The 26,750-nt window shown below is 66.4% G+C and carries 31 protein-coding genes and 2 tRNA genes; 17 read left to right on the plus strand and 16 right to left on the minus strand.

All coding sequences use genetic code 11. From position 1 onward, the window contains the following. Nucleotides 1-13: 13 nt before the first annotated feature. Nucleotides 14-229 carry a hypothetical protein gene (locus DMH03_RS00760; RefSeq protein WP_125790101.1) on the minus strand — a complete coding sequence of 72 codons (216 nt, stop codon included), beginning with the start codon at nt 227-229 and terminating at the stop codon, nt 14-16. A gap of 116 nt (nt 230-345) precedes the next feature. On the opposite strand from DMH03_RS00760, the gene DMH03_RS00765 reads away from it, so the two are divergent. After that, a complete protein-coding gene (locus tag DMH03_RS00765; protein WP_125791474.1) occupies nt 346-1,278 on the plus strand; it encodes an SGNH/GDSL hydrolase family protein in 933 nt (310 codons plus the stop codon). A 302-nt stretch (nt 1,279-1,580) separates the two neighbouring features. On the opposite strand, the gene DMH03_RS00770 is transcribed toward DMH03_RS00765, so the two are convergent. The 6 genes from DMH03_RS00770 to DMH03_RS00795 form a co-directional block, all read right to left on the minus strand. Then, complete coding sequence (locus DMH03_RS00770; RefSeq protein ID WP_125790102.1) at nt 1,581-1,985, minus strand: MaoC family dehydratase; 405 nt, start codon at nt 1,983-1,985, stop codon at nt 1,581-1,583. Further along, nucleotides 1,982-2,431 carry a MaoC family dehydratase N-terminal domain-containing protein gene (locus DMH03_RS00775; RefSeq protein ID WP_125790103.1) on the minus strand — a complete coding sequence of 150 codons (450 nt, stop codon included), beginning with the start codon at nt 2,429-2,431 and terminating at the stop codon, nt 1,982-1,984. Before DMH03_RS00775 ends, DMH03_RS00770 begins: the two co-directional genes overlap by 4 nt. 88 nt (nt 2,432-2,519) lie before the next feature. Further along, on the minus strand, nt 2,520-2,684 hold the full coding sequence (gene rpmG, locus DMH03_RS00780; RefSeq protein WP_005152047.1) for a 50S ribosomal protein L33: 165 nt from the start codon (nt 2,682-2,684) through the stop codon (nt 2,520-2,522). Between the two features lie 45 nt (nt 2,685-2,729). After that, nucleotides 2,730-2,802: transfer RNA gene (locus DMH03_RS00785), tRNA-Met, on the minus strand. Nucleotides 2,803-2,851: 49 nt separating this feature from the next. Then, nucleotides 2,852-2,924, minus strand: a tRNA-Thr gene (locus tag DMH03_RS00790). Nucleotides 2,925-3,003: 79 nt separating this feature from the next. After that, nucleotides 3,004-5,619: a bifunctional diguanylate cyclase/phosphodiesterase gene (locus DMH03_RS00795; protein ID WP_125788784.1), complete on the minus strand. Its 2,616-nt coding sequence runs from the start codon at nt 5,617-5,619 to the stop codon at nt 3,004-3,006. 280 nt (nt 5,620-5,899) lie between these two features. Here DMH03_RS00795 and DMH03_RS00800 point away from each other — a divergent pair, with 280 nt between their 5' ends. The 6 genes from DMH03_RS00800 to DMH03_RS00825 all read left to right on the plus strand — a co-directional run bounded on the left by DMH03_RS00800 (nt 5,900) and on the right by DMH03_RS00825 (nt 12,301). Then, nucleotides 5,900-6,838 carry a GNAT family N-acetyltransferase gene (locus DMH03_RS00800; protein ID WP_125790104.1) on the plus strand — a complete coding sequence of 313 codons (939 nt, stop codon included), beginning with the start codon at nt 5,900-5,902 and terminating at the stop codon, nt 6,836-6,838. Between the two features lie 19 nt (nt 6,839-6,857). Continuing rightward, nucleotides 6,858-7,706 carry an SAM-dependent methyltransferase gene (locus tag DMH03_RS00805; protein WP_125790105.1) on the plus strand — a complete coding sequence of 283 codons (849 nt, stop codon included), beginning with the start codon at nt 6,858-6,860 and terminating at the stop codon, nt 7,704-7,706. Nucleotides 7,707-7,874: 168 nt separating this feature from the next. Then, nucleotides 7,875-10,277 (plus strand): endopeptidase La, encoded by a 2,403-nt coding sequence (lon, locus tag DMH03_RS00810; RefSeq protein WP_125790106.1) that lies wholly within the window; start codon nt 7,875-7,877, stop codon nt 10,275-10,277. Nucleotides 10,278-10,512: 235 nt separating this feature from the next. Next, entirely contained in the window at nt 10,513-10,644 is a 132-nt protein-coding gene (locus DMH03_RS43000) for a hypothetical protein (RefSeq protein WP_370310619.1), read from the plus strand. A gap of 17 nt (nt 10,645-10,661) precedes the next feature. Beyond that, nucleotides 10,662-11,144: a helix-turn-helix domain-containing protein gene (locus DMH03_RS43005; RefSeq protein WP_370310751.1), complete on the plus strand. Its 483-nt coding sequence runs from the start codon at nt 10,662-10,664 to the stop codon at nt 11,142-11,144. Continuing rightward, entirely contained in the window at nt 11,141-12,301 is a 1,161-nt protein-coding gene (locus tag DMH03_RS00825; RefSeq protein ID WP_125790109.1) for an alkaline phosphatase PhoX, read from the plus strand. The genes DMH03_RS43005 and DMH03_RS00825 overlap by 4 nt, the downstream gene beginning before the upstream one ends. A 44-nt stretch (nt 12,302-12,345) precedes the next feature. Here DMH03_RS00825 and DMH03_RS00830 read toward each other — a convergent pair whose 3' ends face one another. Beyond that, the gene (locus DMH03_RS00830; protein ID WP_125790110.1) at nt 12,346-12,996 is read right to left on the minus strand and encodes a DedA family protein; all 651 of its coding nucleotides are present in this window, start codon (nt 12,994-12,996) and stop codon (nt 12,346-12,348) included. A gap of 135 nt (nt 12,997-13,131) precedes the next feature. On the opposite strand from DMH03_RS00830, the gene DMH03_RS00835 reads away from it, so the two are divergent. The 4 genes from DMH03_RS00835 to DMH03_RS00850 are packed head-to-tail and all read left to right on the plus strand — an operon-like array spanning nt 13,132 to nt 15,639. After that, on the plus strand, nt 13,132-14,283 hold the full coding sequence (locus DMH03_RS00835; protein ID WP_233611212.1) for a sensor histidine kinase: 1,152 nt from the start codon (nt 13,132-13,134) through the stop codon (nt 14,281-14,283). Then, the gene (locus DMH03_RS00840) at nt 14,274-14,918 is read left to right on the plus strand and encodes a response regulator transcription factor (RefSeq protein ID WP_125790111.1); all 645 of its coding nucleotides are present in this window, start codon (nt 14,274-14,276) and stop codon (nt 14,916-14,918) included. Before DMH03_RS00835 ends, DMH03_RS00840 begins: the two co-directional genes overlap by 10 nt. Nucleotides 14,919-14,962: 44 nt before the next feature. Then, the gene (locus DMH03_RS00845) at nt 14,963-15,253 is read left to right on the plus strand and encodes a helix-turn-helix transcriptional regulator (protein WP_125788776.1); all 291 of its coding nucleotides are present in this window, start codon (nt 14,963-14,965) and stop codon (nt 15,251-15,253) included. Then, entirely contained in the window at nt 15,250-15,639 is a 390-nt protein-coding gene (locus tag DMH03_RS00850; RefSeq protein ID WP_125790112.1) for a VOC family protein, read from the plus strand. The genes DMH03_RS00845 and DMH03_RS00850 overlap by 4 nt, the downstream gene beginning before the upstream one ends. A gap of 77 nt (nt 15,640-15,716) precedes the next feature. Here the strand turns inward: DMH03_RS00850 and DMH03_RS00855 are convergent, their stop codons facing one another. Together DMH03_RS00855 and DMH03_RS41995 are read right to left on the minus strand one after the other, a co-directional pair. Next, nucleotides 15,717-16,097 carry a VOC family protein gene (locus tag DMH03_RS00855; RefSeq protein WP_125790113.1) on the minus strand — a complete coding sequence of 127 codons (381 nt, stop codon included), beginning with the start codon at nt 16,095-16,097 and terminating at the stop codon, nt 15,717-15,719. 47 nt (nt 16,098-16,144) lie between these two features. Continuing rightward, nucleotides 16,145-16,288, minus strand: coding sequence for a hypothetical protein (locus DMH03_RS41995; RefSeq protein ID WP_158633055.1), 144 nt, complete (start codon nt 16,286-16,288; stop codon nt 16,145-16,147). Nucleotides 16,289-16,386: 98 nt separating this feature from the next. On the opposite strand from DMH03_RS41995, the gene DMH03_RS00860 reads away from it, so the two are divergent. The 3 genes from DMH03_RS00860 to DMH03_RS00870 are packed head-to-tail and all read left to right on the plus strand — an operon-like array spanning nt 16,387 to nt 18,718. Next, nucleotides 16,387-17,031 carry a TetR/AcrR family transcriptional regulator gene (locus tag DMH03_RS00860; RefSeq protein ID WP_125790114.1) on the plus strand — a complete coding sequence of 215 codons (645 nt, stop codon included), beginning with the start codon at nt 16,387-16,389 and terminating at the stop codon, nt 17,029-17,031. Between the two features lie 32 nt (nt 17,032-17,063). Continuing rightward, the gene (locus tag DMH03_RS00865; protein WP_125790115.1) at nt 17,064-18,278 is read left to right on the plus strand and encodes a DUF4241 domain-containing protein; all 1,215 of its coding nucleotides are present in this window, start codon (nt 17,064-17,066) and stop codon (nt 18,276-18,278) included. A 17-nt stretch (nt 18,279-18,295) separates the two neighbouring features. Next, entirely contained in the window at nt 18,296-18,718 is a 423-nt protein-coding gene (locus DMH03_RS00870) for a PPOX class F420-dependent oxidoreductase (protein ID WP_125790116.1), read from the plus strand. Here DMH03_RS00870 and DMH03_RS00875 read toward each other — a convergent pair. Then, complete coding sequence (locus tag DMH03_RS00875) at nt 18,703-19,218, minus strand: GNAT family N-acetyltransferase (protein WP_233611214.1); 516 nt, start codon at nt 19,216-19,218, stop codon at nt 18,703-18,705. The two genes, DMH03_RS00870 and DMH03_RS00875, sit on opposite strands and share 16 nt — an antisense overlap. A 40-nt stretch (nt 19,219-19,258) precedes the next feature. Between DMH03_RS00875 and DMH03_RS00880 the strand changes: the two genes are divergently transcribed. From DMH03_RS00880 to DMH03_RS00890, 3 genes are all read left to right on the plus strand, one after another. Continuing rightward, the gene (locus DMH03_RS00880) at nt 19,259-19,828 is read left to right on the plus strand and encodes a dihydrofolate reductase family protein (RefSeq protein ID WP_125790118.1); all 570 of its coding nucleotides are present in this window, start codon (nt 19,259-19,261) and stop codon (nt 19,826-19,828) included. Between the two features lie 87 nt (nt 19,829-19,915). Further along, entirely contained in the window at nt 19,916-20,287 is a 372-nt protein-coding gene (locus DMH03_RS00885) for a hypothetical protein (RefSeq protein WP_125790119.1), read from the plus strand. 51 nt (nt 20,288-20,338) lie between these two features. Beyond that, nucleotides 20,339-21,100 (plus strand): class I SAM-dependent methyltransferase, encoded by a 762-nt coding sequence (locus tag DMH03_RS00890; RefSeq protein WP_125790120.1) that lies wholly within the window; start codon nt 20,339-20,341, stop codon nt 21,098-21,100. Nucleotides 21,101-21,104: 4 nt separating this feature from the next. Here the strand turns inward: DMH03_RS00890 and DMH03_RS00895 are convergent, their stop codons facing one another. The 5 genes from DMH03_RS00895 to DMH03_RS00915 all read right to left on the minus strand — a co-directional run bounded on the left by DMH03_RS00895 (nt 21,105) and on the right by DMH03_RS00915 (nt 26,635). Next, nucleotides 21,105-22,466, minus strand: a complete 1,362-nt coding sequence (locus tag DMH03_RS00895) for an MFS transporter (protein WP_125790121.1) — start codon at nt 22,464-22,466, stop codon at nt 21,105-21,107. A 459-nt stretch (nt 22,467-22,925) separates the two neighbouring features. After that, entirely contained in the window at nt 22,926-23,570 is a 645-nt protein-coding gene (locus tag DMH03_RS00900) for a hypothetical protein (protein WP_125790122.1), read from the minus strand. A gap of 444 nt (nt 23,571-24,014) precedes the next feature. Further along, the gene (locus tag DMH03_RS00905; RefSeq protein WP_125790123.1) at nt 24,015-24,821 is read right to left on the minus strand and encodes a TIGR04255 family protein; all 807 of its coding nucleotides are present in this window, start codon (nt 24,819-24,821) and stop codon (nt 24,015-24,017) included. A 149-nt stretch (nt 24,822-24,970) separates the two neighbouring features. Continuing rightward, a complete protein-coding gene (locus DMH03_RS00910) occupies nt 24,971-25,831 on the minus strand; it encodes a glycosyltransferase (RefSeq protein WP_125790124.1) in 861 nt (286 codons plus the stop codon). Nucleotides 25,832-25,834: 3 nt separating this feature from the next. Then, complete coding sequence (locus tag DMH03_RS00915; RefSeq protein ID WP_158633056.1) at nt 25,835-26,635, minus strand: GntR family transcriptional regulator; 801 nt, start codon at nt 26,633-26,635, stop codon at nt 25,835-25,837. Nucleotides 26,636-26,750: the final 115 nt, after the last annotated feature.

The raw sequence follows: 26,750 nt of genomic DNA on the forward strand, positions 1-26,750 counted from the left end.
GGGCCTTCAGAAGTCAGGATTCGCCGTCGGCGAGCTGAATGAGCGCGTGGGCCTTCGCGGCGTATTTCCAGTTGCCGAGGTCCCGGATCGTCTTGATCTTGAGCTCCGCGAGGAGCTCGTCGTGCTTCTTGGTCAGGCCCTCGAGCGCGGACGGCGGGGCGTCCAGCAGCTCGCCGATGGTCTTGTCCTCCCACGCCTTGTCGACCAGCTTGTTCAAGTTCAGGCTCACGTTTTCGCCTTTCCTCGGTGCCAGGTACTCGCCCACCCTGAATGTGATCCACGTCTCAGGCAACTCGAGATCACCCGTTCACCTGAGCTTCACCGACGGTCGGACCGATGACAAAAGTGACCCAGGTCGCGTACAACGAACGGGTGACGCGGCGGAGAACTGGCGGGGGCTGCCTGTTCCTGGTGATCGTGCTGTCCGTCCTGGGGATCGCCTATCACCTGTGGGAGCGTGGAACGTCGGTGACACCGCCGGGGGTCACCACTTCGGACGGCTCGGGCCGCTACGTGGCGCTGGGGGATTCCTATACGGCTTCGCCGGGCACCGGACGGCCCGTGGGCGCGCCGGCGGGCTGCGACCGTTCGGACAACAACTACCCGAGCTTGCTGGCCGCGAAGCTGCGTCCGGCCGAGTTCGTCGATGCCAGCTGCGGTGGCGCCACGACCGAACACCTCACCGGCGAACAGAAGACCCGTGACGGCACGAACGCTCCGCAGCTCGACGCCATCGATGGCGACACGACGCTGGTGACCGTCGGGATCGGCGGCAACGACGTGGGCTTCGTCGGCTTCGCGAACCAGTGCGCGACGCAGCAGCAGACCGCTTCGCCCTGCAAGACCCAGCTGACCGCGGGCGGCCGCGACCAACTCGCCGAGCGGATCACCGCCGCGGCGGACCGGCTCGGCGGAATCCTGGACCAGATCCGCTCGAAGGCCCCTTCGGCGCGCATCGTGGTCGTCGGATACCCGACGGTGCTTCCGGACGACGACGCCGGTTGCTGGCCGGTCCTGCCGGTCGGCGCGGGAGACGTGGCCTACTTCCGAGACTCGCTGAAGCGGCTTAACACGGCGCTACAGGAGACGGCGAAGGAGCACGAAGCGGGCTTCGCCGACATGTCGACCGCGAGCAAGGGGCGGGACATGTGCAGCGCCGCGAACCGGCGCTGGGTCGAAGGCCCCGCGCCTTCGGTGCCCGCCGCGCCGCTGCACCCGAACGCGCGGGGCGCGGAAGGCATGGCGGAGGTCATCGAGAAGCTGCTCAAGCTCGCTTGAGGCGTGGTGGGCTCGCTTGCATGACTGGACCTGTCACGCGGGACCGTGTGGATTTCGGGTCATCCAACGCCTCAAAATCCACACAGTGGGCGTCATTGGTCCGGTCATGCGCCTTACAGCCGCTTAAGCGCGCGAAGCAGGCTTTCTTAAGCTCGCGAAGCCCCTTCGCGCCCCTACGCGAGCCGCCGCAGCCTTTCTCAAGGCCCGCTGACCTGCGGAAAGAGAGCAAGGGACCTTTGCTCTCGCTTACTTAGGCACGCTAAGCGACGCTAGCAAAGGTCCCTTGCTATCACTTTTCGAGGTCAGGCGCGGACGACCGCCTGCGCCTTGCCCAGGACGGCCTTGCCGTCGAACTTGGCGGTGATGTCGATGCGAGCGGTGCCGTCGTCGTTGACCACGGCGACCTTCCCGGTGAACTCGATCGTCGCGGCGCCCTCGTTCGGCACGACCACGGGGCGCGTGAAGCGCGCGAAGTAGTCGACGAGACGGCCCGGGTCGCCGAGCCAGTCGGTGACGAGCCGCGCGCCGAGCGCCATGGTCAGCATCCCGTGCGCGATGACGTCCGGCAGGCCGACCTCCTTGGCGAAGGCCTCATTCCAGTGGATGGGGTTGAAGTCCAGAGAAGCGCCGGCGTAGCGCACCAGCTGCTCCCTGGTGACGTCGACGGTCAGCGGCGTCAGTTCTTCTCCGGCGGTGAACGTGCTCACGCGCCCTCCCCTCGGACCACGAGCTGGGCGTACGTGGTGGCGATCGGGCCGCCGTCGGCGCCGGAGATCTCGGCGCGCAGGTTGATGAAGTCGTTCCCGGCGCGGGTCATGATGTTGTCGATGTACGTGGTGAGCGACAGGACGTCGCCCGCGTGCACCGGCCGCGTGTAGGTGAACCGCTGGTCGCCGTGGACCATCCGCGAATAGTCGAGACCCAGCTCCGGGTCGGAGACGATCGCGTTGATCGAAGCGAGGTTGATGATCGTGAGGAACGTCGGCGGCGCGATGACGTCGGGGTGCCCGGCCGCCTTCGCCGCTTCGGTGTCGCGGTAGAGCGGGTTCGTGTCGCCGAGCGCGTCGGCGAACTCCCGGATCTTCTCGCGACTCACTTCATAGGTACTGGTCGGCGGGTACGCCCGCCCGGTGAACGACTGGTCCAAGGCCACCCGAGCAGGCTACCTAACCCGGAAAAGCCCGAAGCCGCCCTGGTTGACCAGGACGGCTTCGGGTGAGACAGGTAGAACCGCTAGACGCTCAGCGGGTCTCTTTGTGAGTCCGGTGCGTACCGCAGTTCGGGCAGAACTTCTTCATCTCCAGGCGATCCGGGTTGTTGCGCCGGTTCTTCTTGGTGATGTAGTTGCGGTGCTTGCACTCCTCACACGCGAGCGTGATCTTCGGTCGCACGTCAGTGGCAGCCACAGCATATCCTTCTCTACTAGGCCTGGGATACCCAGGATTACCGCGTAGCGGTGGCCGGACTTGAACCGGCGACACAGCGATTATGAGCCGCTTGCTCTGCCAGCTGAGCTACACCGCCTTACATGCCCCTGGCCGCGACACGCTTACGTGACGCGGCTGAGGTAGCGAGCCCCTTTACGGAATCGAACCGTAGACCTTTTCCTTACCATGGAAACGCTCTACCGACTGAGCTAAAGGGGCCTTGCCCTCTCGCGAGGACTTAGAAAGATTAGCAGGCCGGTTAAGGGGCCTTAACCGGGGGGCCGGTTAAGGCAAAACCTCAGGTCAGCAGGGTTAAAACGGTCTCGGAGTGTCGTCCGGGCGAGCGCGCCGTGCGGGCTTGCAGCCACGCCTCCAGGCGGTCCTCCGGCAGCGGCCGCGAGATGAGATAGCCCTGTGCCACGTCACATCCCATCGCCTCGAGCTGATCCCGCGCGACGTCCTCCTCGACGCCCTCCGCCACGACCGTGAGGCCGAGCGAATGGCCCAGTTCGACGATGGAGCGCACGACGGCGAGGTCGCCGAGGTCCGTGCCCATGCCGAGGACGAAGCTCTTGTCGATCTTGACCTGGTCGACCGGGAGCTGCCGCAGGTACGCCAGCGACGAGTAGCCGGTGCCGAAGTCGTCGACGGCGAGCACGATGCCCAGCGAGTGCAGTTCCCGCAGGATCGGCAGCGCCTTCTGTGGGTCGGACATCACACCGGACTCGGTGAGCTCGAAGGTGAGCAACTCGGGCGGGATGCCGAAGCGGTCGAGTTCGCGGGCGACCTTCGTCGGGAAGTCCTCGTCGGCCAGGTTCCGCACCGACAGGTTCACGGCGGCGGAGATGCGCAGACCTTCGTCGAGCCACTTCCGCACGCGCTTCAACGACTCTTCGAGCACGAACGACGTCAGGACGCCGATGAGGCCCGCCGCTTCGATCGCCGGGACGAACTCGTCCGGGCCGAGCCTGCCGAACTCCGGATGCACCCAGCGCACGAGCGCCTCGACGCCCTGGATCTGCCGGTTCGGCAAGGTGATCTTCGGCTGGTAGTGGACGCTCAGCTGGCCTTCTTCGAGCGACTGCCGGAACTGCGTGACCATCTGGAACCGGCGCATGAAGATCTGGCCCATGCTGGCCATGTAGCCGCGGACCTCTTCGCCGCCCTTGGTCGCGCGGACGGCGACGTCGGCGCGTTGCAGGAGCCCGTCGACGTCGACCTGGTCGTCGTCTTCAGCCGACGAGGTGGCGTAGCCGATCATCGCGTTGGCTTCGACGGAGAGCCGGTCCACCGGGTACGGGGCGACGAGTTCCGCGCGGAGCAGTTCCGCGGCGGCCTGGGCACGTTCCGGCGCGCAGCCGACGAGGAGCGCCGCGAAGGACGCGCCTTCGAGTCTGGCGAGCGGGACGTCGGGGCCGAGCGCGTCGCGGATCCGCCGGCCCGCGGCGATGACCATCCGATCGGCCCACACGTAGCCGAGGGCGTCGCTGACGGTGGAGAAGACGTCGAGATCGACCCGGAGCACGACCGCGTCGACCTGTTCCCGCAACGGTTCCTTGGCGACCTGGCGGAAGCCCGGCCGGTTGAGCAGGCCGGTCAGCGGATCGTGGTAGGCGTCGTGGCGCAGGGTCGCAAGCAGGCGCCGGTTGTCCAGCGAGGTCGCGAGGTGGCTGGCCATCGTGCCGAGCAGCTGGACGTCGTACTTGCCGAAACCACGCCAGCGGGACAGCCTGTCGTGCGCTTCGACGACGCCGAGGAGCTGGTTCGCGCTGCGCAGCGGCACGACGAGCGCCTCCTGCGCGCCGCGGTCGAGCAACGCGGAGCGGACGTCAGGGTTGGCTTCGGTGATCCGGAAGTGCCGGACGTGCGCGCCGGGCAGGCGCAGCAACGGGTCGTCGGCGGCCGGGTCGACGGGCGGGAGTTCGTCGCCCGCGACGACCATCCGCATGGTGTCCTTGGGTTCCAGCCGCAGCCTGAGCACGACCCGGCCGGCGGCCAGCTGGTCCTTGATGCGTTCGGCGATGGTCGCCCACTCGCGGACGTCGACACCGCCGACGAGTTCGTCGGCTCGTCCGGCGGGCCGCGCGGCGGCCTGTTGACCGGATCGCGCGACCATCAGGCTGACGTCGGACAACGCTTCCATGTCGCGCTGTTCGCGCAGCAGATCCGAGTACGCCCAGTACAACGCGGTGAGCCCGAGGAAGACGGCCAGCACGAGCGGCCAGGCCTTCGGCGTACCGGAAATGACCAGATAACCGGAAAGACCGACCGAAGCGTTGACGAAGCCGACGACGAGGATGCGGCCGGTCAGCCGGATCGCGGTGCTGACCCGCATGCGGCGGCGCAGCACGCGGACGGCGGCGAGCGCGAGCAGCGTGCTGACCAGCGGCGCGGTCAAAGTGCCAGCCAGCGCGGCGATCCAGGTCATGTCGTGGGCACCGGAGGCCTGTTTCACCAGTCCTGCCACGGCGAACGCGCCGGTGATCTCCAGCAGGAAGGCACCGGCGTTGTAGAGGACGCGGCCCGCGACCTTGCGGGCCAGCAGTGTCCCGATGCCCGCCGCGAGATGGGCGGCGAGCACGACTTCGAAGGGAGCGACGAAGAATCCGATGACCAGCGGGATCTCGGTGAACGAGATCGTCCACGAGATGCCGCTGCGGACGTCGACGTTGATGCCGAGCTGTTCGGCGAGCAGGAACGCGAGCGCGAGGATCGGCCCGATCCACAACAGATCGTCCGAGGCCTCGAAGTCCAGCCAGAGGCTGACCGCGGCCGCGGCGGCGATGCCCATGGTGAGTACCGCGAAGGTGTAGACGCGGAACCGTCGCTCGTCGGTACGAGCCTCCGTAACGGCGCCTCCCTTGCCCGCTGTCGCCTGTGCGGCGCTCCCGGGCCTGCCGTTCGTGTCCGGCATCCGACCTTCCTTCCCGGCTGCCCAACCGGTCTTGTCCCACCGCGACCCCGGGGACGAGGGCAATACAGTACCCCGGAGGGCGTACCCAAGTCCCATTCGAGACAGTATGAGATCACCCCAGGGTTAACAATGGGCGCGTCGCGCTGACCTGCGTGGACCAAGGGGTGAAATGGGAGCGTTATTCGCGTTCCTTCCGACTACCGGAAGTCACCTGACGCCACGCTCCGGCCAATCTCGTGAAGTTCCCGGCGGACCCGTCAGTAGGGGCTTCAATAGCCCTATGAATAGCCACGCCATCGCCGCCGGGCATGCCGAGCGGCTCGCCACCGTGGACGCCCTGCTCCCCGAAATGCCTGCACTGGAGCCTGTCCAGGGCGCCGTGTCACTCTCCGCGACAGAAGGCGACTCGGCCGCCGCCGGATTGTCGGTACGGACTGAAGCGGGTCCCGATTCTGCTGACTCTCCGTGGCGGGCCCTCGTCGAACATCGCCTCGAAGCGCGACTCACCGGCCCTCGCCCGGAAGCGGCCCTTGACGCATTACTCACCCGATGGGATGAACATCTGAAGACCGTGGCCCCACCAGGGGATGTCGAGACGGCGGCGACCGTGGTGCGGCCGAGCCGGGACTCCCCCGGCTCGGCCGAATTGCTGCGCCGCGGCTTCGCGCCCGTGCTGGTGATCGCGGTCCGCCCGGCCGACCGGCTCGCCGTGACGGGACCGCCCGCCACTCCCGGTGTGCACATCCGGCCCGCCGAAGCCGATGATCTCGAAACCGCCGTCGGACTCGAACTGGAATTGCAGCGTTACGACGCGCAGTTCGGTTCTGTCACCTTGCGCGAGGGCGCGGAGGAAACGATCGCCGCGGACCTGTCGAAACACCTGGGCCGGGAGAACCCGACGTTGTGGATCGCCGAGTTGTACGGGCGGGCGCTGGGCATGGTGCGGGTGCAGTTCCCCGGCGAGACGGCGTGGGTCAGCGGCCGGGTCGCGGCCGACCGGGTCGGCTACCTGTCGTCGCTGGCGGTGGCCGAACCGGCGCGTTCGAGCGGGGTGGGGACGGCGCTCGCCGCGCACGCGCACCAGATCTTCGACGAGTGCGGCACCGAAGCCGTGCTGCTGCACCACGCGCTGGCCAACCCGCGCTCGACGCCGTTCTGGTACGCGCAGGGCTACCGGCCGCTCTGGACGTACTGGCAGCGCCGACCGGCGGTGCCCTGATCCCGATAGGCTCGTTTTCGTGAAGAAGGACGAGGACGCGGCCCCGGTGGCGCCGACGGGTGTCGACACCGAAAAGCCGTCCGCGGCGAGGATCTACGACTGGTTCCTCGGCGGGACCCACAACTGGGCGGTCGATCGCGAGTTCGCCCGCGCGCTGGAAAAGCAGTGGCGGTGGGTCAAACCGGGCGCGCGGCACAACCGGGAGTTCATGAACCGGGTCGTGCGCGCCGCGCTGAACGCGGGGATCCGGCAGTTCGTCGATCTGGGTTCCGGTGTCCCGACAGCCGGGAACGTGCACGAGATCCTCCAGGAGGAACTGGAGCCTGGTGACACGGCGAAGGTCGTGTACGTCGACTACGAGCCTGTCGCGGTGGCGCACGCGGAGCTGATCCTCGAACGGCACGAGGCGACCGGCTGGGCCGGGATCGTCCACGCGGACATGCGGCGGCCGAAGGACGTCCTGCGGCATCCGGAGACATTGCGGCTGATCGATTTCGACCAGCCGGTGTGCCTGATGATGATGGCCGTCCTGCATTTCGCCGGGCCGCAGGACGATCCGCCGACACTGGTCGCGACCTATCGGAACGCGCTGGCGCCGGGCAGCTGGCTGGGGCTGTCGCATATGAGCTTCGGCGGCCAGACCGGCGAGGACGCGGACGGGCTGCACTGGATGGTCGAGCAGTACCGGAAGACGAGCAACCCGGTGTGGATGCGGGACCGCGAAGAGATCGAGCCGCTCTTCGGGGACTGGCCGCTGCTGGAGCCCGGCGTCGTCCACCTGCCCGACTGGCGGCCGGTGCGGGAGCTGCGGCGGGACGAGGAAGGCGCCCGGCCGTTCGCCTGGTGCGGGGTCGCCGTCCACCCCTGACCTCCGACCTCTGACCCGGACACGTCGCCTTTAGCGGGCTAACCGTCACGCGTTGGGGCGCAGAGGTCGGAGGGGTGGGGTGATCGCTGACGGCGAACGCGGAAAGGAAACAAACGGGTCGATCGGAGAGTTGAGCTAGGCAGACTCAACTAACCGAGGAGTGCACAGATGACCGACAACCGCCTCCTGCCCGTCCTCCCGCTCGATGACGACGTCGTGCTGCCGGGCATGATCGTCCCGCTCGACCTCGCCGACACGGAGACGCGGGCCGCGGTGGAGTCCGCCCAGGCCAACACGCCTGCCCAGGCTTCCTTTCCGGGGATCCGGTCCAGCGCCGCCACCAAGGCCGAGGTGCTGATCGTCCCCCGCGTCCACGGCGAGTACGCCGAACTCGGCACCATCGCGACCGTCGAGCGCATCGGGCGCGTGCCCGGCGGCAAGACCGCGGTGCTGCCGCGCGGCACCCGCCGCGCCGTCGTCGGCCGCATCGCCGACGGCCCCGGCGCCGCCCGCTGGGTGCACGCCGAGGTCGCCACCGAGACCACCGACGACAACTCCGCGAAGCTCGCGTCCGAGTACAAGAGCGTCGTCCTCGCGATCCTCCAGCAGCGTGGCGGCTGGCAGATGATCGACGCCGTCCAGGAGGTCGAGGACCCGTCCGCGCTCGCCGACCTCGCGGGCAACTCGTCGTACCTGAACACCGAGCAGAAGCTCGAACTGCTCTCCGCGCTCGATGTTTCGGCACGGCTCGAAAAGGCGCTCGAATGGAGCCGCGAGCAGCTGGCCGAACTCGAGGTCACCGACACCATCCGCAAGGACGTCCAGGAGGGCATGGAGAAGCAGCAGAAGGAGTTCCTGCTGCGCCGCCAGCTCGAAGCGATCCGCAAGGAGCTGGGCGAACTCGACGGCACCGCCAACGACGACGACTACCGCGCCCGCGTCGAGGCCGCCGAACTGCCGGACGCGGTCAAGAAGGCCGCACTGTCCGAAGTGGACAAACTGGAGCGGACCTCCGACCAGTCCCCCGAGGGCGGCTGGATCCGCACGTGGCTGGACACGGTCCTCGAACTGCCGTGGAACGAGCGCACCACCGACGTCCACGACATCGCCGCCGCGCGAAACATCCTCGACGCCGATCACGCCGGTCTCGACGATGTGAAGGAACGCATCATCGAGTACCTGGCCGTGCGCAAGCGTCGCGCGGAGTCGGGGCTCGGCCCGGTCGGCGGACGGCGTTCGGGTGCGGTGCTGGCGCTCGCCGGTCCTCCCGGGGTCGGCAAGACGTCGCTCGGCGAGTCCGTGGCGAAGGCGATGGGCCGCAAGTTCGTCCGCGTGGCGCTCGGCGGCATCCGCGACGAGGCCGAGATCCGCGGTCACCGCCGCACCTACGTCGGCGCGCTGCCCGGCCGGATCGTCCGTGCCATCAAGGAAGCCGGCTCGATGAACCCGGTCGTGCTGCTCGACGAGATCGACAAGGTCGGCGCCGACTACCGCGGCGACCCGACGGCCGCGCTGCTGGAGGTGCTGGACCCGGAGCAGAACCACACGTTCCGCGACCACTACCTCGAGGTCGAACTGGACCTGTCCGACGTCGTGTTCCTCGCGACGGCGAACGCGCTCGAGACCATCCCAGGCCCGCTGCTGGACCGGATGGAGCTGGTCACCCTCGACGGCTACACCGAGGACGAGAAGGTCACCATCGCCCGCGACCACCTGCTCCCCCGCGAGCTGGATCGCGCCGGTCTCGGCAAGGACGACGTCACGCTGACCGACGGCGCGTTCAGCCGCATCGCCGCCGAGTACACGCGGGAAGCCGGGGTACGCAACGCGAACCGGACCATCGCGAAGGTGCTGCGGAAGGTGGCGACCAAGGTCGCGCTGGACGAGGTAGAGCTGCCGCTGACGATCGACGCCGACGGGCTCGAAACCTACCTCGGCCGTCCGCGGCACCTGCCGGAGTCTTCGCTGCCCGCGTCGACCCAGCGCACGTCCACCCCGGGCGTGGCGACCGGGCTGGCGGTGACCGGCGCCGGCGGTGACGTCCTCTACATCGAGGCGTCCCTGGCGGATCCGGAGTCCGGCTCGACCGGGCTGCAACTGACCGGCCAGCTGGGTGAGGTGATGAAGGAGTCGGTGCAGATCGCGTTGTCTTACCTGCGCTCGCGCGGCGCCGAACTGGAACTCCCGGTCGCCGACCTGAAGGACCGCGGCATCCACGTGCACGTCCCCGCGGGCGCGGTGCCCAAGGACGGGCCGAGTGCCGGCATCACGATGACGACCGCGCTGGCGTCCCTGCTTTCGGGCCGGGTCGTGAAGTCGGACGTCGCGATGACCGGTGAGGTGTCGCTGACCGGACGCGTGCTACCGATCGGCGGGGTCAAGCAGAAGCTGCTGGCCGCGCACCGGGCGGGGATGAAGACGGTGATCATCCCGCAGCGCAACGAGCCCGACCTGGACGACGTCCCGGCCGAAGTGCTGGCACAGCTGGACGTCCACGCCGTGGCGAACGTCCGCGACGTACTGGACATCGCGTTGGCCCCGGCGACGGCTCCGGTCGCCCAGGCGGCGTAACAGCGCGAGGCTGAAGCCCCGGATCCCGCCAAGGGTCCGGGGCTTTCGGCATTCCGGAATCCGGACGAACCCGGACATTGACTCGACTTAAACTCCCTATCACGTTTTGATAACGTGTATTGCGTGCCACCCAGCCGGGGTGCGTGACCCTTGAGAGGGCAAGGTCATGAGTCAAGGAATTCTTTCCCCGTTGCGGCCGAGGCGCAGGTGCGTTTCGACCGGTCAGATCGTCTGTTTGAGCGTTCTCGCCACATTCACCACACTGCTGACCTTCGCCGGTACGAGCGCGCCGATCGCGGCGGGAGTCGCGATCGGGCTCTTCAGCGCCGTCTTCGGCCGGACCGTGCCCGCACGGGCACGCCGATGAACACGGAATCGGCGTTCATGGCGCATTTGCGCGAACTCCGCGACCGAAGCGGCCTCAGCATCCGCGCGCTGGCCGCCGCGACCGGTCAGTCCCGCAGCACCTTGGCCGACACGCTGGCCCGCGACACCTTGCCCGGTAACGAAAACCAGATGAGAGTCCTGCTTCGGGTCCTGCTCCGCGCCGTTCCGGGAGAGCCCGGGCTCGACGAACATCTCGACGGCTGGCGTCACCTGATCGGACGTCGTCACCACCGTAATGGCGGATACGGTTCACTCGATCGGATACTGCTCGCTTTGGCCGTCGCGGAACAACACGGCGGGGCCGACGCGCCCGGGCTCCGCAAAGCCCGGGAAATAGTGCTGAGCGAGGGTTCCCTACGAAAGTTGCCTTCTCGCGGTGAATACGCCGCGAATTCACCTGGAAGTCCCGTTCCGCCCGTACTCTCCGACCCGCTCCTTCCCGCACCACCACATCAGCGGATGTCTCGGAGGCATGAGTGAAGCGACGGAATTTCCTGCGCGCGGCCGTGGTCGGCGCCGGTGTCACGGCGTTCGGAAACAGGCTCTCGGGGGCGGCCCTCGCCGCACCCGCCCAGAACGGCCCCAGCCCGTACGGCGCGCTTCAGGCGGCCGACGCGAACGGGATCCAGTTGCCGGCGGGCTTCACCAGCCGGGTCATCGCCCGATCCGGCCAGAAGGTCGCGAGCACCGGATACACCTGGCACAACGCGCCGGACGGCGGCGCGGTGTTCGCCGACGGCAGCGGCTGGATCTACGTGTCGAACTCGGAGATCACCCCTGGCGGGGGCGCGAGCGCGGTCAAATTCGACGCGAGCGGGAACATCACCGGCGCCCACCGCATCCTGGCGAACACCCGCCAGAACTGCGCGGGCGGCAAGACTCCTTGGAACACCTGGCTTTCCTGTGAAGAGATCGACCTCGGATTCGTCTACGAGTGCCAGCCGAACGGCCCGGCCACGGCCGCCGTCCAGCGGCCCGCGATGGGGAAGTTCAAACACGAGGCCGCGGCGGCCGACCCGGTGCGCAAGGTCGTCTACCTGACCGAAGACACCTCGGACGGCTGCTTCTACCGCTTCGTCCCGACGACCTGGGGCAACCTTTCCGCCGGAACGCTGCAGGTGCTGAAGGCGGGCACGGCGACATCGGGCAGCTTCACCTGGGCGAACGTGCCCGACCCCGACGGCTCCCCCACCGCCACCCGCAACCAGGTCTCCGGTGCCAAGCGGTTCAGCGGCGGCGAAGGGCTGCACTACGCCAACGACACCGCGTGGTTCACCACCAAGGGTGACAACCGCGTCTGGCAGCTCAACCTGACCAACAGCACCTACGAACTGGCCTACGACGACTCCCTGGTCAGCCCCGGTTCGGCGCCGCTGACCGGCGTCGACAACGTCGCCGGCACCTCGTCGGGCGACCTCTACGTCGCCGAGGACGGCGGCAACATGGAGATCTGCATCATCACGCCGAACGACATCGTGGCGCCGTTCCTGCGGATCAACGGCCAGAGCTCGTCGGAGATCTGCGGTCCCGCGTTCACCCCCGCCGGGAACAGGCTGTATTTCTCGTCGCAACGCGGCACCTCCGGTTCGTCCTCCGGCGGGATCACCTACGAGGTGACCGGCCCCTTCCGTTCCTGACCACCGTGTGCGGGGGCGCCCGGTCTGGGCGCCCCCGCACCGGCTCAGGCATTCGTGCGGTTCTTCTCACGCAGCCGGGTCACCACGAAGAGGGTCAGCGCGATCGCGACGGCGGCGATCACGAAGTACTGGAAGAACCCGGCGTACTCCTCGACCAGGTGCCAGCTCTCCCCGAGGCCGTAACCGGCCAGGACGAACCCGGTGTTCCAGATCAGGCTGCCCAGCGTGGTCAGCGCCAGGAACCGCCAGAACGGCATGCGTTCGATCCCGGCGGGCAGGGAGATGAGGCTCCGGAAGATCGGCACCATCCGGCCGAGGAACACCGCCTTGGCACCGTGCTTCTGGAACCAGGCTTCGGTCTTGTCGAAGTCCGAGGTCTTGACCAGCGGGATCTTCGCCATCCAGCGGCGCGTGCGGTCGCGGCCGAGCAGCAGGCCGAGGTAGTACACGATGACCGCGCCGGCGACCGAGCCGAAGGTGGTCCACACCAGCGCTTCCACCAGGGTGAACGTCCCCCGGCTCGCGGAGAACCCGGCGAGCGGCAGCACCAGTTCGCTCGGGATCGGCGGGAACAGGTTGTCCAGTCCGACGATGATCGCGGCACCAGGACCTCCCAGTGAGTCCATCAGTGACACTGCCCAGCCGGCGAGGCCGCCCATCGATTCGTTGGCGGTTTCGGCGAGGAGGAGGTTCATGGCGGCCTTTCGTGGTCGTCTGCGGGTACCAACGAACGTACGAATTGCCCGGGTTCCGCACCCTGCGGTGAAGCGGCATAAATCACTGCGGAAAACCGCAATACCGACCTTCGGATACCCCGCTAACCTGGCGCTATGCCCATTCCGGCAGCGATGCGCCGCTACCTGCGCAAGATGCTCCGCGGCACGCTCGGCCTGGCGATCGGCGCCACGACAGCGGTCGCGGAGTTCTTCTACCTGCTCTTCGGCGGCATCGCGCTCGTGGTCCCCGCGTTGCGGGCGCCCGTCTTCTCGGGCGCCCGCGCACTGTCCGAAATGGAGCGGCAACGGCTGGAGAAGTACTTCGGCGTGGAGAACGCGACGGATTACACCGGTCGCCGCGCGATGGCCTACCTGGTCCCGCGTTGCGTCATCGGGTTGCTCACCGCAGCGATCTTCGGCCTGATCCTGCTGGGCGCCGGATCCGGCCTGATCATCGGATACCAGCTCCTCGACGGCAGGTCGCCCGGCGGCGACGCCCCGGCCGACTGGTACGACCCGGTCACCACGTCACTCTTCGGCGCACTGCTCGTTTTCCTTTCCTTGCAAGGACTCCTCGGTGCCGCGACGCTGGACCAGAAGCTGGCGATGAGCTTTTTCGGCCCCAGCAAGAAGGAACAGCTGCGCCGCCGGGTCTCCGAACTCGCGACCAGCCGGGCGGAGGTGGTCGAGGCGGTCAACGGCGAGCGCCGCCGGATCGAACGTGACCTGCACGACGGCGTCCAGCAGCGGCTCGTCGCGCTGGGGATGCTGCTCGGCCGGGCGCGGCGCGCCGGTGATCCGGGCCACGCGTCGGAGCTGCTGCGGCAGGCGCACGAGGAATCCCAACGCGCCCTCGAAGACCTCCGAGAGGTCTCGTGGCGGGTGTATCCGATCGCGCTGGACTCGGACGGGCTGCACCCAGCGCTGGAAGCGCTCGCGGAACGCTCCGGGGTGCCGGTCCACCTGCGGGTCGACCTGCCGGAACGGCCACCGGCGGCCATCGAGACCGTCGTCTACTTCGTCGCGTCCGAAGCGGTCACCAATACGATCAAGCACGCCGCGGCGACGCGGATCGACATCGAGGCCGAGCGGGACGGGGACAGGGTGCGGGTGCGGATCACCGATGACGGCACGGGCGGGGCGCGGGAGTCCGGCGGCGGGCTTTCCGGCCTCGCGATGCGCGTCGCGGCCGCGGACGGTGAGTTCACTGTGGACAGTCCACTCGGCGGGCCGACCGTGGTGACGGCGGTGCTGCCGTGCGGGTGATCCTCGCCGAGGACTCGACCCTGCTGCGCGAGGGGCTGGTCCGCTTGCTGGTCGAAGAGGGACACGAGGTCGTGGCGTCGGTCGGCGACGGCGACGCGCTCCTCTCGACGACGGCCGCGTATCGGCCGGACGTGATCGTCACCGACGTCCGCATGCCGCCGACCCATACGGACGAGGGTCTTCGCGCGGCGCTCGAGATCCGGAAACGCTGGCCGGAGATCGGCGTCCTGGTGCTCTCCCAGTACGTCGAGAAGCGCTACGCCGCCGAACTGATCACCGGCGACGGCGAACGCGTCGGCTATCTGCTGAAGGACAGGGTCGCCCAGGTGGGCGAATTCCTGGAGGCGCTCGACCGGGTCGCCGCGGGTGGGGCGGCGTTCGATCCGGAGGTGGTCCGGCGGCTGCTCGCGCGGACCACGCACACCGATCCGCTCGCGAAGCTGACCGTCCGGGAGCGTGAAGTGCTGGAGAAAATGGCGCAGGGCCACACGAACCCCGGGATCGCCGAGTCGCTGTTCGTGTCGCTGAGTGCCGTCGAGAAGCACGTCAACGCCATCTTCGACAAGCTCGGACTGGCCAGTACCGCCGGCTACAGCCGGCGCGTCCTGGCGATCCTGCGCTACCTCGGTTCCTGACCGCCGAGTTGACAGGCAAGTGACGGCTTGCCTATAACTGAGTCGTGGACGGCGACCTGTTCAAGGCGATCGGCGACGCGACGCGGCGCGCAATCCTGGACGAGCTGACCGAAAAGGACGGTCAGACCCTGTTCGAGATCTGCGGCAGGCTGACCATGAAACATGGCCTGAGCTCTTCGAGGCAGGCCATCTCGCAGCATCTCGCGATGCTCGAACAGGCGGGCCTGGTGCACACCCGGCGGCAGGGCCGCTACAAGTTCCACCATCTCGACACGAGCCCGCTGCGGTCGATCGTCGAGCGGTGGCCCATCGACCGAGAGGAACCGAACCCGTGATCCGGATCAACATCACCAGCGTCTTCGTCGACGACCAGGCCAAGGCCCTCGCCTTCTACACCGAGAAGCTGGGGTTCACCAAGAAGCACGACGTGCCCACCGGCGACGCCCGCTGGCTCACCGTGGTCTCCCCCGCCGACCCCGACGGCGTCGAACTGCTGCTGGAGCCGGACGGCCACCCGGCGGCGAAGCCGTTCAAAAAGGCGCTGGCGAGCGACGGCATCCCGTTCACCCAGTTCGCCGTCGACGACGTGTACGCCGAGGTCGAACGACTCAAGGGGCTGGGCGTCGAGTTCACGCAGGACGCCGTCGACATGGGGCCGGTGGTCACCGCCGTCTTCGACGACACCTGCGGCAACCTCATCCAGCTCGCCACGATGAAGTAGGACTGGCGACGGAAAGCGGGGCTTGGTCCACTGTGGACCAAGCCCCGCTTCGTTTCACTGAAAGATGGACGTTTTCCCTACTGCTGCACCCATTCCACGAGTTCCACGGGCACGCCGTTCGGGTCGGTGACCATGAAGAGGCGTTCCCCCCAAGGCTCTTCCCGCAGCGGCAACGTGATCTCGACACCTTCGCCGCGCAGGCGCTTCTCCTCGGCTTCGAGGTTCTCGACCGTGAAGGCCACGATCACGCCGGACGCGCGCTGCTGCCGCAGGTTCTCCGGCAGGACCTCGATGCCCGCCTGGAGCAGCACGATGGTCACCTTCGCGGTTTCGTGCCCGAGGGAGACGAAACCCTCCGCGGCCATCTGCTCGGTGAAGCCGAAGTGCTCGGTGAAGAAACGGCTGGAGGCGGCGACGTCGTCGACGGTCAGCGAGACGGTGGAGGCAAGGACGTTCATGGGCTATCCCCTTCGGTCGGCAGTGCGGTATCGGATGAGCTGATCGGTCAGTACGACCGGCGGCGCGGGACGCCGGTCGAGCGGCGCACCGGCATCGAGCGGCCGGGGAACGGCTGCTGATGGCGGCGGTCGTTCCGGCGGGCCTGAGCGCGGTTGGTGCCTTCGTTGCCTTGGGGGATTCGAGCAGTCAAGGAGCCTCTTTCTCTCACTGGGCGGTAGTACGGACGTAAGTTTACATCCGACCTACAGGAAGTCAAGGATATTTTTACGACGGTGGTAAACTTCGCGCATGACCAGCACGGACGTGGGTTTGCGAGAGCTCAAGAAGCAGGAGACGCGGCAGCTGATCTCCGATCAGGCGACGCTCCTCTTCATCGAGAAGGGCTTCGAGGAGACGACCATCGCGGAGATCGCCGCGGCGGCGAGAGTCGCGAAGAAGACCGTCACCAACTACTTCGCCCGCAAAGAGGACCTGGCACTCGACCAGCACGAAGAGTTCACGAACGGGCTGGCGAACGCCGTCCGCGACCGGAAGGCGGGTGAATCGGCCCTGGCCGCGCTACGGCGTACCTTCCTGGACGCGGTGGCGGAGCACTCGCCCGTGATCGGCTTCACCGGGCCGGTCTTCGCGAAGATGGTGCTGGAGAGCCCGACCCTGACCGCGCGGCTGCGTGAACTGCACGAACTGCGGGAAGCGGCACTCGCCGAACTGCTCGCCACCGAGACCGGGGCCGACGCGGACGACGTCACGCCGATCATGGCGGCCGCCGAACTCAACGCGATCGACCGCGTCCTCTTCCGCGAGGCCCTCCGGCGCTCGCACGCCGGTGAGAGCAACGAGGAGATCGCCAAGGCGCTCACGAAGGCGACCAAGCGGGCTTTCGAACTGTTGGAACCGGCCTTCGGCGACTACGCGATCCGTGAGAAGGCGTGAGTTTTGTCGGGGATACCCACTAGGTTTCCCTCATGTCTGAGGGGACCTTGCTGGACGTCGTCTACTGCGAAGGCTGGGATCCGGCCGCCCGCGCGTTGACCGGGAGGCTTTCGCCCGGCACCGCGCGGGAACGCGACGCCGCCGGAGAGCAGTACGCCGTCGCGCTGGTGCGCCCCGGTACCGAGGTGCCGCTGATGCTGCTCGAAATCGCGTGGAAGCACCGATTCGCCCGCTCCGTCCAGTTCGATGGGCAGCGCAGGCGCCGCGGTCTGTACGAGTTCCGCGTCCTCGAGACCGGCGACCTGTTCCTCGTGAAGATCGAGCAGTGGACCTATCAGCTCGATGACCAGGAAGAGTTCGACGAACAGAGCGCCGGCCGCGTGGAAATGTCCTTCGGGCCCGACGGGGAGGGCTGGGTGTATCGGGCCCCCAAGGGTTACGGCGGCGGTTCCAGCAATGGCCGCGTGCAAAAGCCGGTGTCCGAGCTGACCATGCCGAAGCCCGACTTCGGCGACTGGAAACCTTTCACGAATGTGCGGCAGCTGACCCTCCGAACGCCGGACGCTCCGAAAACCGATCCGCCGCTCCCCGTCGACCAGCGCCCGTGGCGGCCGTCCGTTCCGATGCGTCCTTCCGCCCTGGAGCAGATGTTCACCGCGGGCACGCGGTTTTCGCTGAACGAAGACGATGGCGTCGTCGAGGTCGAGCTTCGGGACGCCGGGAAGCTGCGCATGCCCAGCGGGAGGCTCGTCGCCTCGGACCCGGCCTTCCTGGATCGGGAGACCGGGCAGTTCACGGTCACCGTGCCGCCAGGGGAATACCGGGTCGAGCTCGTCGTGATCCGGTTCGTCGACGAACCCACCCACGAACGGGTCGCCGCCGCCAAACTCGTCATCGCCGACGTTCCGGCCGCCACGTGGGAAGCCGCGCTCTGGCCGGGGCAGGACCCGCTCTTCCTCGGGGACGGTGAGTTCTACGGCTACGGCGTGGACAGCGGGACAGGCTGTTTCGCCGATGCCACCGCCCTTCCCGAGGAGGTGGACGACGACCTCATCGAGAGGTTCGCCGAGGCGGATCCCCACGTCGACATCGCCCTGGACGGCGTCGAGGGCAACATCATCGCGTTTTCCGCCGGCTGGGGAGACGGGAGCTATCCGACCTGGATCGGGCGGGCGGCCGACGGCACGCCGGTCTGCTTCGTCACCGACATGCTGGTGCTCAATCACGCGCAGGTTCTGACGGCTTGAGCGAGGAGGATGGCGTCATGGCTTTCACAGAGGAAGAGATCGCATACCTGCGCTCGCAACCCTTGGCCCGCTTCGCGACGCTGTCCGAGGACGGCGAACAGCCCGACGTAGTCCCCTTGGCGTTCGAGTTCGACGGGACGCATTTCTGGGTCGGCGGCGTGGGCGCGTCGGTCCTCGCGACCCGGAAGTTCCGCAACATCCAAGCGGGGCAACGCAAAGTCGCCTTGCTCATCGACGACCTGGTCTCACTCGACCCGTTCATCGCCCGCGGCGTCCGGGTCTATGGCGAGGCCGCCGATCCGGTCGAACGAATGGGAGCCGTCGGCCCGGGCATCTACGCGCGCGTCACGCCGAAGGTGTCGTGGAGCTGGAACATGGCGGGCGAACCCGCGGGTGAGACCTGGTACCCGTCGAGGCGCGCGGTTCACGGCGAGGCGTAGAGAAGCATGTCCCGCAGGGCACCGCCGATCTCGTGATGGGCGGGTAGCAGTCCTTCGTTCCGGTAGCCCGCTTTCTCGGCCGCGCGGACAGAGCCGCGGTTCCACGGCTCGATGTACAGCTCGATCCGCTCGATGCCAGTGACGGTCCAGGCGAACGGGGTGATCGCTTTCAGCGCATCGGTCGCGAAACCGCGCCGCCGTTGTCCGGGCGAGATCGAGTAGCCCACGATCCCGATGCCTTCGGACAGCTTGCGCAGCCAGAGTCCGATCGTGCCGACGGCGGTTTCGTTCGCGGAGATCACGAAGGCGAAGCCCTGGCCTTCGGCGCGAGCGCTTTGCTGCCGTCGCACCCACACTTCGGCTTCCTGACGCGTCGGCCGGGCGGGAAGCTTCCCGATGAGCGGGATGTACGGGTCCTGCCCGAGTTCGTGGGCGAGCCGGACGTCGGCTTCGGTGAACTCGCGGAGGACGACGGATCCGTGGGCAGGCGGCTCGGTCATCGGTCCATTCTTGTCGGTGGCCGGCGGTACGGTCGGGTTCATGCGAGAGCTGATCGTCACGGAGAACAGCACGATCGACGGCGTCATCGAACTGGCGGGCGACTGGTTCAGCCCCGGCGACACCGATCCGGACGTCGACCAGTCGGATGTGCTGGCCGTACTCCGCGAACAACGTGAGAACGCCGACGCGTTACTCCTCGGACGCGTCACCTTCGAAGACATGCGCGGGTACTGGCCGAAGCAAACCGATGACACGACAGGCATTTCGGCTTATCTCGACTCGGTGAGCAAGTACGTGGTTTCGAGCACGCTGACGGAGCCGGAGTGGGAGAACACGACGGTGCTCTCCGGTGAGCTGCGTTCGGAGATCGAGCGGTTGAAGGCCGCCGAAGGCAAGGACATCGTGACGACCGGCAGCATCTCGCTGGTGCGGGCGCTCATCGCCGAGGGTCTCGTCGACGAGTACCGGTTGTTCGTCTATCCCGTCGTGGTCGGCGAAGGCCGTCGGTTGTTCGAGGGTGCCACCGATGTCCCGAAGCTTCGGCTGGTGGAGGAGCGGCCGTTCGCTTCCGGGATCGTGCTGCTGCGGTACCGGGCCGCGTCGAGCTGACGCTTCACCGGGAATTCCGCTGCTCACCGGCCGCTGGGTAGGGTCGTACTCCGGTTTGGCGACGGGAGAACGACGGAGGTGGCGCGCGTGGTCGACGCGTCGAAGTTCACGGCCGAGGTGTTCCGCCGCGCGGCGGAACGGCCTGACGTCCCGCCGCGGCTGGCCCGGGCGGCGGACTGTGTCCGGGACGGCAAGTTCAGCTGGGAGGAGGTCGCCGCCGGGAACTGCGAGCACCCGATCGCGCAGGCGCTGTTCGTGCCCAGGGCGCAGGAGAAGCTGTGGCCCCTGCTGGCCGAGGTCGCCGCAGGCCTCGAGTCGGAGACGGCACCGGCCGAACCTCGTCGCGCCCGCAGAGCACCCACGACGGACGACGACTTCAGCGAGTACACCTACCTCGAAGACCTGGCCGAACCGAACAGCCATCCGGCGTGGCCGCAAAGGCGGGATCGCGGCCGGTGACGGGAAAAACGGGATGAGAAGCGCCCGGTCGCGGGCGTAGCGTCGGCGACCGTGATCGATGACACGAACACGGAAGACGATCCGGCGGACGGCTGGTTTCCCGAGAGTGTCGCCGCGGGCTACGACTCGCCGGGCGGCGCGAACGCACCCGAAGTGGTGACCTCCGCGGTGGACGTCCTCGAAGACCTGGCCGACGGCCCGGTGCTCGAGTTCGCCGTCGGAACCGGGCGGATCGCGATCCCGCTGGCCGCGCGCGGTGTGCCGGTGCGCGGCATCGAACTGAGCAGGGCGATGGCGGCGCGGATCGCGGACAAGCCGGGTGGCGACGCCGTCGAGGTCACGATCGGCGATATGACGAAGACGCGGGTGGCCGGTCAGTTTTCGTTGGCCTACCTGGTGTTCAACACGATCGGCAACGTGACCACCCAGGACGGGCAGGTCGACGTCTTCCGCAACGCGGCCGCGCATCTGCGGCCGGGTGGGCTGTTCGTCGTCGAGGTGGGCCTGCCGGAGCTGCGCCGCCTGCCGCCCGGGCAGGACATCGTCCCGTTCGCGATGGCATCCGGCTATGTCGGGTTCGACCAGTACGACGTGGTCACCCAGGAGTTCACGTCGAACCACGTCACCGTGACACCGGACGGGCGGGGACGGTTCCGCCGTATCCCCTTCCGGTATGCCTGGCCCGCCGAGATGGACCTCATGGCACGCATCGCCGGGATGCGCCTGAAGCACCGCTGGGCGGACTGGGATCGTTCGGAATTCACCGCCGAGAGCACCAAACACGTGTCGGTCTGGGAGCGTGCACCGCACTGACGGGTCAGGACGTTCGCGGAGACCTGTTCGTGGCGATGATCAGCGCGCTGACGGCGAGTGGGGGCAGCGCCCACAGTGCCGTGGCGAGGTAGCCGTTCTGCGTGGGGAGCAACGCGCCGTCCGGGGTGGCCGCGGCGAGCAGCAACCCGGCGAGTGCGCTGCCCACGGCCATGCCGATGCTGCGGGCGATCTGGTTGATCGAAAGCACGCTCGCCGTTTCTTCTGGTGGCACACCGACGAGAACGAGCTTGGGCATCACCGCGAAGACACCTCCGACGGCGAAGCCGAGCAGGGCGATCGCCACGAGGACGAGAGCGAGCGACTGGTTGCCGGCCGCGAACAGCAGGGCGCTGGCCGCGGCGATCACGATCGAGACCGCGTACGTCCAGCGCTCGGTGACGCGCGCGATGAGGCGCGGCACCGCTTTTCCCGCGGCGAACCCGAGCAGCGAGAACGGGATCAGGGCCGCTCCCGCGGCGACACCGGGAAGCGCGAATCCGTAGTGGGCGTCTTCGGGGGTCTGCACGTAGCGGGTGAACAGGCTGAACAGCAGGTACAAACCGGCGCCTGCCACGAGTATCGCCAGGTTCGCGCGCAAGAGGGGCCCTTGGCCGAGCAACCGAAGGTTCACCAACGGCACCGCGGTGCGCAGTTCGATGAAGGCCCACACCGCCAGGACCGCGGCGGAACCAGCGAGAAGTCCGGCGGCCAGCCATGGGGTCGACCAGATCGTGGATTCGGCGATGACCAGCAGGATCCCGAGAGTGCCGAGCGCGAGGAGCACCGCGCCCGTGACGTCGATCCGGGGTGGCTCACCCGGCGCCTCAGCGGGCAGCGTCCGCCAGGCGATGACCAACGCGACGACGGACAGGAGGAATCCGAACCCGTAGGCGGCACGCAGCCCCGCGAGTTGGTCGAGAAGGCTGATCACCGGATAGCCGACCCCGATGCCCACGGTCGAGGCGACCGACAACGCGGCGATCGTCGATGTCGAACGCTCGGGCGGCAGGTGCGAGCGGGCGACGCTCATCAACAACGCCCCGACAGCGACCCCGAGCCCCTGTAAGCCGCGCCCGATCACCAGCGCCGCGTACGGAAGCGGGAGCACCGTCAGCAGCCCACCCACCACGACCATGGCCAGGGTGACCAGGATCGTGGCGCGGCGATACGGGCCGCTGCCGAGCCTGCCCAGCACCGGTCCCGCGATCGCGCCGCTGAACAGCGTCACCGTCAAGGTCCACTGTGCGGTGTCCAAGGACACGTGCATCCCGGTGGCGACCGGAGTGATCAGGGGCGCCCCGACACTGCCGATCACCGCCCCCGCCAACGCCGTGCCCACCAACGCTGGACTCAACCGGTCAGCCATGGTCACTAAGTTACTGGTTACTAACTACTAACTCGATGTGATGTCGATCCCGAGAAGCGTCCGGACACGACAAAAGCGGCCCCGTGACTTGGTCACGAGGCCGCTTTGGTGTGGCGAGTGAGGGATTCGAACCCCCGAAGGCTGTGCCGTCTGATTTACAGAGAAGTCCTCAAGGGCGCCCTGATCTGCGGTTTTGCCGTCATGCCAGCTAGCTTTGGGGCGTATTTGGCGCAGATGCACTACGACACCGTCAACCAAAACTGTTCTTCAAGCCGTTCGGTACTCCATTCACCGTCTCGGAGTCACCCGCAGCTTCGCTGTTCAGGTACTGCTTACCCCCAGTCGAGACACTTCGCGTAGATCCTCAGCAGCTTAGAGAGACTGTGTCCCGACTGGTCGGGCCTACAAACCAGCCGGTTACTACGTAAGCAGCCTTGCCCCTAGGCCTACACGTTGGACCTACTGCTGATTTTGCCAAGGGAATGGCTGCACGTCTTCTGCCTGATGCGTAGCCACATAGTGCGCAAACTCATCGCGCTCCAGTGGATACCACTCATCATATGCATAACGTCGAAAAAATTCAGCAAGACGCTCACGGAAATGCTCGCCCGCGACGTTATTCAAACGACCTACTCGGTTCGAGGCGCGGACCGATTCCAACCCCCGAACCCCAAGTTGGAGGACAACTCGAAAGTCCACCGCCATTCGCTCAGTGATTCGATAATTGTCATCCCGAGGAAGGTAGAACCACTTTTGGTTCATCCTCGCATGCTGAGTTACGAGCGAGACCCATTTTTTAGGCTTGTCAGCCTGATCCGCAGCACGCCTTTCCACCGAATGAAACGGTCGAATTTCACACAGCGAAACATCTTCTGCGCGCCCAGCGTCGCAATCTTGACTAATAACGATGGCCGCCACTGGTCGAGCTTGCAGCAGGAGTGACACTCCGTCGCCGCCAGCCTCAATATCAGCCCAATTATGCAGTTCTGCCCCACGCTCGCCAGCAACTAGCAAGCTCCCCAGATCCAGATCAACCCTTGGCAGGGAAATAAAGATGTCACCTTGCCTAATGGGCTCCGAATCCTGAACTGCATCGTATATCACGTGCGCGTCCCCTAGACTTCGTACTCGCTAAACGCCCGAGCCTCACGCTCCGCAAGAGCCAACCTGCGAGCCTCAGCATCCTTCATTATCTTAATCGCTACCTGCTGCGCCTCTTGAAACGATAACGTACGATTCGATGCATCAATGTTATCCTCCCGTAAGCTGTCGATTTCAGCCTGCCTGGTAACAAAGCTGGCAATCTCGTGGACGTCAGGAGCAAACGCGAGGTTAGACGTGTGACCAGCAAGGGGCCGAAAATCTGGCTCCCGCACGTAAGGTGAAGTTGCTAGCGCCGACGCAATGACAACCGCCGCCACGACGGGGAAGCGCCTAGCTCGGCTATCACTGCCAATTAGCGACGCGGATTCCCGCGTGAATAATTGATCAACTAGCGGTTCGCAAAAAACTGATTCAGCGCCAAAACCTCCACCCACACTCGGCATCTCAAGTTCTGTCCGCATGGTCACTTCCCCCCTCAAATTCGCGCAACAACGAACCCTCAACGAACGAGAAGAACCATTCCTCGGAAGCCTCATGCGCCTTCGAGAGCCAATCGGAAAAGTCCAGATCTTTGCCCGAGACACCTTCAACGCTGGCAGTTACAGAAATATCGAGGATCATTGCAGGGCGTTCATCCTTAGCGCCCAAACCAAGCTTCACTGTTCCAATGGAACCATTGAAAGCGAGTGGGTAAGATACCTGAACTGACGTCGCAACAGACGGGCCAGCAGCCGATGCGACCACTGGACCAGGCAAGGTTATTTGAGTTCCCAACCTCTCTCGCAGAAACCCCAGGGGGTCAATGCCAGACTCCAACTTTATGGCACTGATATAGCGAAGCTGAAGATGTCGATAGTCGGGTGGGCTAGCATCACTCGTAACAGCAGCGTAAGCCGCGTCAAGATGGCCTTTCAGATCAATGGCGCTCGCGCGAAACTTATCCCAGTCATAATCGGAAGTCGCGTTGTACGACACAATACCAGGACCGGCTTGCACTAACGGCCACCCGTCAGCACTCGCCCGGAAGCGGTGCTTTGCGTTGTACGGCGCCATTTCATCCGGCACCTCCGCCACCGGCAACCTTTCCTGAAAAGGATAATTCTCGCGAATTGCCTGAAATAAGTTCCCGACGTACAGGGGGTGTGCCGGGTCGATCTGCCCACCGTTCGGCCCGGGTTTGAGCGCCCACCTGAGCTCAACAAGCGCCTCAACCAGAGGGGCGTTGGGCAGTCTATGCGGCTGCTGGCGCATTCGGCGGGACCTCCACGGACCTTCTACACGGCTCTACGTGGCTTCAGCCTACCCCAGCAACGTCACGTTTCTGACGCTTCAAGCAAGCCTAAAGACAGACGCGATCAGGCAAAACTACTCACAGTCAAGCACTGCAAGCCGTTACCACCTCACAGCGACGTTTCGGATCGTGCGCTACCTCCTGTCATGCGCGAGAGCCCCTGCGCCTGGCGTCCTTCGGGCGGCTTAGAAACATCGACTACCAGATCATCCTCATCGATCGCTCCTGGGTGATACCGCGTTCCATTGGCGTGAATGGCGTCCACACGCATCTGGATGAGGCGCCTACGCGCCTCGTCCTCCTGCGGGTTCCAGTACGACTCAGCCGCCGTCGTCTGCGCGGGGTGCTTCCGGTAGAGCATGCTCGGTTCGGCGATGAACTCCCCCGGCGTCACTGCCTCTGCCGCCAACAGCGTGGCGATGGTCTCGGCCCCCGTGAGAGCCATCCACCCGCCCAAGGACCAGATGAGATCCGTGTGCATCGCGACATTCGCCGCAAGCACTGAGAGCCTGTTCTCTGTCTGCTCTTTGTAGAAGCGGCCGGGCTCCACCGGACCATTGGGAGGGTCGTACGGCCCAGGCGTTGTCGTCCCATCCTCGTGCAGGTCAAGACCTGCTGAGACGCACCAGGCGACGCGGTGCAACGCGTCGATATCCCGCGCCAGTGCACCTGGCAGCAGCACGTCGTCCGCGTCGAGGTTGCGAATCACGATCCCCTGCGCCTGAGATAGCGCCATGTTGCGGGTGACGGCCGCGCGGCCGGCCAAACCGGTGCCGTAGTGGACGCGAGGATCATCGTCGGGAAGCTCTTGTTTCGGCACACCGCTACTGCCGTCTTCCTGAACACACCACTCCCAGGACCAGCCTTCCGGCATCTCCTGAGCCCGCAGAGACTCGTAAGCTTCCTTGAGATAGTGGTGTCCGCCCTCAAAGACGGCCGTCACTACGGAGATCAAGCGTGGCGTTGCCATTGCTTACTCGTCCCACTTTCGCAGCTCGGTGGTGTACGACAGGGAAATTCGGTCCGCCGGAGTCAGGAGTTCCGCCACGTCCACCGCACGCCCCGACGTGTCGTAGCTGATCTTCAGGATGGGAATCACGGGCACGTTGAACGGGATGTCATAGAGGGCCACCTCTTCCTCGGTGGGCATGCGCGCGGAAACGCGATCCTCGATCTTCCCCACCTCCACCCCTGCCGTGTAGAGCTGGTGAAGGGTACCGCCGGGCCATGGCTCGTTGGACGAGTCCAGCAGCGGCGGGTGATCCTTGACGAGCGAATACGGCAGGTACGAAACCATCCTGCTGTAGCCCTCGCCTTCCCGATATTGCCGCAGGTAAGTCCTGCGTAGGACGTAGTCACTCGACGCAAGCCCCATGATCTTGGCTACCTCGTCCGGCGGGGGTACGACCTCATAGGTCACCTTGTCGTCATTGACGGCAGCGATCTCAACCTTGGCATCCCGCTCCGCCGAGCCGTGGCGCCGACGAACGTCCTCAGGCTCTTTAACCAGGTCTTTCTCCGCCTGGTAGTTGATGTTCGAGCGCGTCAACTTCTGCGGAACCACGCGAACACGAACGGGCTGCCCTCGGCCGCCGGGCGCTAGAAGACCCTCCCCCTTCAGGGTCTGCACAGCGGCGGAAACGACGTTCTTCCCGACGCCAAACCGCTCTCGAAGTTGCTCGGTGTTCGGCAAGGTCTCCCCTGGCGCGAACCTGCCCTCGTGGATGTCCGCCCGGAGCTGCTCAGCTACCGCTTTCGCGTCCATTCGTTCCATGCCCTCATCCTCGCACACCATCCCAGGTTTCGAAACTTCATCCCGGGATGGACTTGACAACGCCGGGATGCAGACGGCAAAGTTCTCGGTACGCCATCCCGGGATGGAGAGAACA

Origin of the sequence: Amycolatopsis sp. WAC 01376 (assembly GCF_003947415.1) — a bacterium.
GTDB lineage: Bacteria > Actinomycetota > Actinomycetes > Mycobacteriales > Pseudonocardiaceae > Amycolatopsis.